Annotated in this window: 7 protein-coding genes; 2 read left to right on the forward strand and 5 right to left on the reverse strand. The window is 63.9% G+C overall.

Features of this window, described 5'->3' with window-relative positions; translation table 11 throughout:
* Positions 1-55 precede the first annotated feature (55 nt).
* Together A5760_RS21875 and A5760_RS21880 are read left to right on the forward strand one after the other, a co-directional pair.
* Entirely contained in the window at positions 56-1,582 is a 1,527-nt protein-coding gene (locus A5760_RS21875) for an adenylate/guanylate cyclase domain-containing protein (RefSeq protein WP_064884632.1), read from the forward strand.
* A 135-nt stretch (positions 1,583-1,717) separates the two neighbouring features.
* Positions 1,718-2,449 carry a class I SAM-dependent methyltransferase gene (locus A5760_RS21880; protein ID WP_064884634.1) on the forward strand — a complete coding sequence of 244 codons (732 nt, stop codon included), beginning with the start codon at positions 1,718-1,720 and terminating at the stop codon, positions 2,447-2,449.
* 7 nt (positions 2,450-2,456) lie between these two features.
* Here the strand turns inward: A5760_RS21880 and A5760_RS21885 are convergent, their stop codons facing one another.
* The 5 genes from A5760_RS21885 to A5760_RS21900 all read right to left on the reverse strand — a co-directional run bounded on the left by A5760_RS21885 (position 2,457) and on the right by A5760_RS21900 (position 6,339).
* Complete coding sequence (locus A5760_RS21885) at positions 2,457-3,626, reverse strand: glycosyltransferase (protein ID WP_064884636.1); 1,170 nt, start codon at positions 3,624-3,626, stop codon at positions 2,457-2,459.
* Positions 3,623-4,594 carry a UDP-glucuronic acid decarboxylase family protein gene (locus tag A5760_RS21890; protein ID WP_064884639.1) on the reverse strand — a complete coding sequence of 324 codons (972 nt, stop codon included), beginning with the start codon at positions 4,592-4,594 and terminating at the stop codon, positions 3,623-3,625. Before A5760_RS21890 ends, A5760_RS21885 begins: the two co-directional genes overlap by 4 nt.
* 128 nt (positions 4,595-4,722) lie before the next feature.
* A complete protein-coding gene (locus tag A5760_RS21895) occupies positions 4,723-5,160 on the reverse strand; it encodes a nitroreductase family deazaflavin-dependent oxidoreductase (RefSeq protein WP_064884641.1) in 438 nt (145 codons plus the stop codon).
* A gap of 61 nt (positions 5,161-5,221) precedes the next feature.
* Entirely contained in the window at positions 5,222-5,380 is a 159-nt protein-coding gene (locus tag A5760_RS27035; RefSeq protein ID WP_196772162.1) for a hypothetical protein, read from the reverse strand.
* Between the two features lie 29 nt (positions 5,381-5,409).
* The gene (locus tag A5760_RS21900) at positions 5,410-6,339 is read right to left on the reverse strand and encodes a LysR family transcriptional regulator (protein WP_064884643.1); all 930 of its coding nucleotides are present in this window, start codon (positions 6,337-6,339) and stop codon (positions 5,410-5,412) included.
* Positions 6,340-6,346 lie beyond the last annotated feature (7 nt).

Below are 6,346 nucleotides of genomic sequence, written 5' to 3' on the forward strand. Positions count from 1 at the left end.
TCCGATGCGGCCCCTTTCCCGCACATCGCGGGCGACGACGATTTAATCTCCCGACATGGATCGCATCTGGCAGTGGACTTGGGATCGCTGTGGGCCGAGGTATTACTGGTGGGCGCTGTGCGTTGCCGCGTATCTCGTTTCGCTTCCCGTCTACTCCGTGTTCATATTGGTGCCAATCGTCGCTTCGGAGAAGTCCGGACGGTACGTTGACGCGACCGTCGTCACCGTTATCACCGTGCTGCTGCTCGTATGCATCATGGTCCTTCCTGGTCGCCAATGGATTCGCTTTATGCAGCAGTGGGCAGCCGGTCGCAAAATCGATCGAGCGGCCGCACTCGAGGAGACCTACCGCTACAGCCGCAAATCGTCGGCCTTGACGGTCTGGGCCACCGGCGTATGGGCCGCCGCGTTGTCGGTCGTCGTCGCCGCGATCGCCGGAGCCGCATGGACCCGGTTGGTGCAATACGGGATCCGCGGCGCCGTCGTCGGAATAGCGGTGCAGCTGATCGCCTATCACAGCATCCTGGAGGCGATGCAGCGTCCGGTCAGGATCGCCCTTGCCGGCGACACGGGGATCGGGGACTCGCTGCCGCACTCGCGCCCGAGTTTTGCCACGCGGTCGAACGTGTCCATGCTTGCAGCCGCGTTTGCCTACGCCGTCGCCGGCGCTATGTTCGCGACGGTGCTCAACCCGATCAGCGACGCACCGATCCTGTCCGCCGTGATCGGATGCGTGTTGACGCTGGCTTTCGCGGTGCCGGTCACCGTCGGTATCGGATTTTCACACTCTCTGCAACCCGTTCGCGACCTCGCTAAAGGCGCCGAACGTGTTGCGGCAGGGGACTTTAGCCAACGCTTGCCGGTCGTTCAGGACGACGACCTCGGCGTACTGGCCGCATCGTTCAACCGCATGCAGACGGGTTTGGCTGAGCGACAACGACTTCAGGGCGCGTTCGGCACCTACGTCGACCCGGCTCTCGCTGCGCGGCTGCTTCAACAGGGCGACGACGTGTTCACCGGTGAACGGCGCGAGGTGACCGTGATGTTCGTGGACATCCGCGACTTCACACCGTTCGCCGAGGCGAACACCGCCGAGGACACGGTCGCCCGGCTCAACGCGCTGTTCGAGATCGTCGTGCCCGCCGTCGTCGACGCCGGTGGGCACGTCAACAAGTTCCTCGGCGACGGCGCACTGGCCGTGTTCGGCGCCCCCAACGATCTCGCAAACCATGCCGATGCCGCGGTGGACGCCGCCATGGTGATTCAGCGTCTCGTCGGCGAGCGATTCGGCGGTGAGCTTCGCATCGGCATCGGCATCAATACCGGAAAGGTGATCGCCGGCACCATCGGCGGCGGAGGCAAGCTCGAGTTCACGCTGATCGGTGATGCGGTCAACGTCGCGGCCCGCGTCGAGCAGCTCACCAAGGCCACGGGCGATGCGATGCTGCTCACCGGTTCGTGCGTGGACGCGCTGACCAGTCGACCGCACGGACTGCTCGATCGGGGAACGCACGCTTTGAAGGGCAAATCCGCTTTAGTGCAAGTCTTCACTCTTGCTCTACAGGACCGAAAGCCGCACTGAGAACAGTGCTTGGCTAAAGCATCGATTGCGGCTGGGCGCAGAATTGATACGGTCAACCCACGGCCGCCAATTTGGCCGCCGTAAAGTTCGCCAGCCCACAACCGCACTGGAGGAGTTCATGCGCAGGAGCGCGTCATGAGCGATGCCGCCTGGGCTCTCTATACCGAGCAGATGAACAACGTCGACGGCTGGTTCTTCGAGGCCGACGTCGAGCTCTTCAGCCAGCTGCTCGCGTGCCAGACGGCCGAGGGCATCAAGGGTGACATGCTGGAGATCGGCGCGTACCAGGGCAAGTCCGCCATCTTGATGGGTTACGGCCTGCGTGACGATGAAGACTTGGTGATCTGCGATCTGTTCGGCGCCGTGATGGATCACGCCGACATCGCGCAGGCCCCACGCCAGGAGTACTCGGGCCTGGACCAGCAGCAGTTCCTGACCAACTGGGATCGGTTCCACACCCGCCGGCCGACGCTGGAGGTCTGCGAATCATCGGCGCTCGATCTGGGAGAGCGGGCGCTGCGCTTCGTCCACATCGACGGCTGCCACGCCTACCAGTGCGTGGCCAATGACATCCGCCTCGCCGTGACTCACACGGCCGAACGGGGCGTGATCGTGATGGACGACTATCGAGGGGTCGAAACCCCCGGCGTGGCGGCGGCCGTCTGGCAGGCCGTCGGCAATGGCTTCGTGTTCCCGTTCGCGGCGACGTATATGAAGCTCTATGCCTGCACGTCGGCCGCTGATCAGAGTTACTGGTTGGAACGGGTCCGGGATCGCGGTGACATCTGCGCCTTCCCCGACTTCGACTTCCCTTCATATCGGAGCGTTTCGGACACGCAGATTCACCACTCGGCCGACGAGCACTGACGGGCGGTCAGCCCGAGGTTTGGCCGACCGTGGCTTCCAGGAGATCGGCGGCCGTGGCAGCGCTTTCGGTGGGTGTGGCCATCTGGGCGGCGATCTCAAGGGTTCGAGCGATGCAGTGCGGGGTGAGGATGGCACGCAGATCGGCGAGCAGCGAATGCGGGGTGGTTGCGGAGAAGTGCCGTCCGATGCCGACGCCCAGCTGGCCGACCGCGGCGGCCCACATCGGCTGATCGACCGAAACCGCAAGGGCCAGCGTGGGTTTGCCGGCGCGTATGCCGGCGAATGTGGTGCCGGGACCCCCGTGGTGAACGACCGCGCGGCAAGCGGGAAAGACGGCCGAGTGGTTCACCGCGCCGACAACCTTTACATGGTCGAACTGCGGGATGCCGGCCAAATCACTTACGCCGCTGCAGATCAGCGCGCGCTCGCCCAATTGCGCGCAGGCCCCGCTGATCATCTCGAGCAAGCCGGCGGGAAAGGCGACTCGCGCGCTGCTGCCAAAGCCGAAGTAGATCGGCGGCGTTCCCGCGGCAATCCATGACGAGACCTCGTCGTCGACATCGGTCGGTAACTCCAGCGTCAGCCCGCCGACGAAAGGCCGTCGGACATCCCATTTCGCCCACTCGGCTGCCAGTCCCGGGAAGAAGAGTTCGTCGTAGGCCTGAATCTCCAGCGGTTGTCGGGCCGAGGGCCCCGTTTCCTCCGGCAGGCCTAATGTTTGGCGGAAGGCGTCTTCGGCCTCTTTGGTGACTTGCGAACACGTGTCACGCCCGAGCGGGTAGATGTGCAGCGCGGCCTGCGGAATATCGTAGTATTCCGCAACATTGGCGGCCAGCCCCTGCTGGCTTGCGTCGGTCAACAACAGGTCGGCCCCGTCCGCCAGTGACGTGAGCGCCGTGCCCAGCTGCGGCCAGAGTCGTTTGAGATCCTCGGAAATCACCCACGCCATGAAGACGGGATTCGGTGTCTCCCCGTACTTCCGGGCGATATCCGCGTTCTGCCGTACCTGGTCGGGGCCGTGGGGGATCGCGGCAAGGCCCGCCGACTCGACGAAGCCAACATAGTTGGGCGGCACCGCCATGGTGACATCGTGACCTCGGCGCTGCAGCTCCCGGCCGATGGTGGCGCACGGCTCGACATCACCCCGAGTTCCCAAGGTTGCCAGCACAATTCTCATCGCTGGACGCCCCCATCGGAGCCAGGGCCGACGATGCCTCTGAAATATTCGATCGTCCGTTCGACGCCTTCTTCGAACGAGACTCGTGGAACCCAGCCGAGGGTGGACTCGGCGAGGGCGATGTCCGGCCTGCGCTGCTTCGGGTCGTCCGGCGGCAGTGGCTCGAAGACCGTCGCCGAAGGCGATCCGGTCATTTCCTTGATAACGCTCGCGGTTTGGAGGACGGTGCGTTCGGCCGGGCTGCCCACGTTGACGGGTCCGGTGAACCAAGCGTCGCTCGCCGCCATCTTCACGAGCCCTTCGACGAGATCCTCGACATAACAAAAGGAACGGGTCTGGCTGCCGTCCCCGAAGACGGTGATCGGTTCCCCGCGCAGCGCCTGGACGATGAACGACGAGATGATTCGGCCGTCCGCTGGATCCATCCTCGGACCGTAGGTATTGAAGATGCGGACGACCTTGATCGGGACGCGGTACCGACGCGCGTACTCGAGCATCAGCGTCTCCGCGACCCGCTTGCCTTCCTCGTAGCAGGCCCGCACCCCGAAGCAGTTGGCGTTGCCCCAGTAACTCTCGGCCTGCGGATGGATCGTCGGATCCCCGTAGACCTCGCTGGTGGAGGCCTGCAGAATCGTCGCCCCCCGCTCGCGCGCCAGTTCCAGAAGGTTTCTGGTCCCGACGTAGTTGGTCTCCAGGGTGAACAGGGGATCCCGCTGGTAGGCGCGCGGCGAAGCGGGGCAGGCCAGGTTGAAGATGACGTCCAGCGGACCCGGCACGACCGCGTCGACCGGCCGGGTGATGTCATGCTCGACGAAACTGAATCCCCGGTCCTCATCGAGCTGCATGATGTTCTCGCGCCTGCCGGTGCAGAAGTTGTCGAGTCCGATGACTTCGATGCCGTCGCGGCGGAGACGATCGCACAGATGGGACCCCAGGAACCCGGCGGCGCCCGCGACGAGGGCTCTCACTGCTTGTTCTCCTTAGTTCCGGCCATCGAACACGACGTAGCTTTCCATGACCGACGTGACGTCCGGCAAGACGCCCGCTGGAACCGATTGCACTCACACCGGCGGTTCTTGGTTTGTTCAGCTGAAGTTCAAGATTTCGGGGCCAGGACGACCACGGGAATCGGTCTCGACGTCTTCTTCTGGTATTCGTTGTACCGGTTCTGATTGTTCTTGTTGACGATCTGCCACAGCCGCGGATAGTCAGGATCGCCGGACAGCACCGGTCGCGCGGTGACGGCGAAACATCTTGGGCCGACGTTGATCTCGACGTCGGCATTGGCCTTCAGGTTGTGGTACCAGCCGGGGGCCTCGGGCGCACCACCCTTGGAGGCCACCACCAGATAGTTGTCCCCGTCGCGGGCATAGGTCAGCGAGGTCGTGCGTCGTTTACCGGTCTTCGCGCCAACGGTATGCAGCAGCAGACTTGGTATCCACAGCGTGCGGTGACCGATCCAGCCGTTCGTCTTCTGATAGACGGTGTTGTGCACCCGCAGCACCTGCGGGAGCAGCTTCTCCACGAAACTCATACCTTCCAGTCTCACTCAGTGGCGTCGAGCTTCGCCAGTGCCTTCTGCCGGGCGCGGCGGGCTAGTGGTGATGCGGCGGTTGCTCGTCGCGCAGCCGGCGCTCGTCGGACGCCTCGCGCACCTGCTCCTCGTCGCCGAACCGCTCCACGTCCTCGGGCGTGACGTGCACCTGCTCGGGTTTCGGCGCGGGCCGCGGTGGATGTCGGGGTTCACTGGGCATGAGGCGATTATCTCTCGATTCGGACGACTCTAGGCCTGCGCCCTGGCGATGTTCTCGACGATGATCTGGCAGGCCGTGTCGTAGAAGGCGCTGATCAGGGTGGAGAAGGACAGCTCGAAGGGATAGATCATGTGCACGGCCAGAGGCTCGACCGCCCAGTCGGGCAGTATCGGCACGATGGTGCCGTCGCGTAGTTCCTCGGTGCAGATGATCTGCGTGGGCATGGCGCCGATACCGAGCCCCTGCAGGATGTACTCCTTGCACACCTGAAAGTTGTTGGCCCGCGCGCGTACTCGTGGTGACAACTCGTGTCGTCTGTCGAGTCTGGTCACGGCCAGCTTGAGCTTTTGGGGCCCGCAGAAGCCGAAGTCGATGAACGGCAGAGTGTTCACCTGCGCGGGTTCGGTGATCGGATCATTGAGTCGCGCCACGAAATCGGTTGAGGCGCATAGGAAAAGGTTCAGGTCGAAAACCTTTCGCGCGATCAGCGTCGAATCCTGAAGCGGTCCGGGTCCGAACACGACGTCGTAACCGTCCTTGACCGGATCGACTATGTTGTCGACCAACCGAATATCCAAGCGCGAGTTCGGGTAACGCTGCAAGAACGTCGCGCCGACACGGGATGCGTAGTCGATGCCCAGGCTCACCGGTATCGCGACCCGCAGTTCACCCTGGGGTTCCTGCCGACTGCCCTCCACGAGCGCCCGTACGCCGTTGGCCTCGGTCAAGATGTTCATCGCGTGGTCGTAAATCTGCTCGCCGATGTCGGTGACCGTCAGCTGATGGGTGTTCTTCCGCAGCAGCTTGATGCCCAGGTCGGATTCCAGCTTGGTCAGCTTCCGGCTCACCGTGGACTTGGGCATGCCGAGCGCCGTCGCCGCCTTCGAGATGCTGCGGCAGTCCACCACCTTGCCGAATACCAGCAGGGCATCGAGGTCAAAGGGCAGATTCTGTTCCATGGGCGGT

It is taken from the genome of Mycobacterium colombiense, from assembly GCF_001665835.1.
In the GTDB taxonomy this organism is placed as follows: Bacteria; Actinomycetota; Actinomycetes; order Mycobacteriales; family Mycobacteriaceae; genus Mycobacterium; species Mycobacterium colombiense_A.

What these genes read in the sequence shown, in the direction of transcription:
- A5760_RS21875 (WP_064884632.1), top strand. Translation starts at nt 56, where the DNA reads ATGGATCGCATCTGGCAGTGGACTTGGGATCGCTGTGGGCCGAGGTAT.
- A5760_RS21880 (WP_064884634.1), top strand. Translation starts at nt 1,718, where the DNA reads ATGAGCGATGCCGCCTGGGCTCTCTATACCGAGCAGATGAACAACGTC.
- A5760_RS21885 (WP_064884636.1), bottom strand. Translation starts at nt 3,626, where the DNA reads ATGAGAATTGTGCTGGCAACCTTGGGAACTCGGGGTGATGTCGAGCCG.
- A5760_RS21895 (WP_064884641.1), bottom strand. Translation starts at nt 5,160, where the DNA reads ATGAGTTTCGTGGAGAAGCTGCTCCCGCAGGTGCTGCGGGTGCACAAC.
- A5760_RS27035 (WP_196772162.1), bottom strand. Translation starts at nt 5,380, where the DNA reads ATGCCCAGTGAACCCCGACATCCACCGCGGCCCGCGCCGAAACCCGAG.
- A5760_RS21900 (WP_064884643.1), bottom strand. Translation starts at nt 6,339, where the DNA reads ATGGAACAGAATCTGCCCTTTGACCTCGATGCCCTGCTGGTATTCGGC.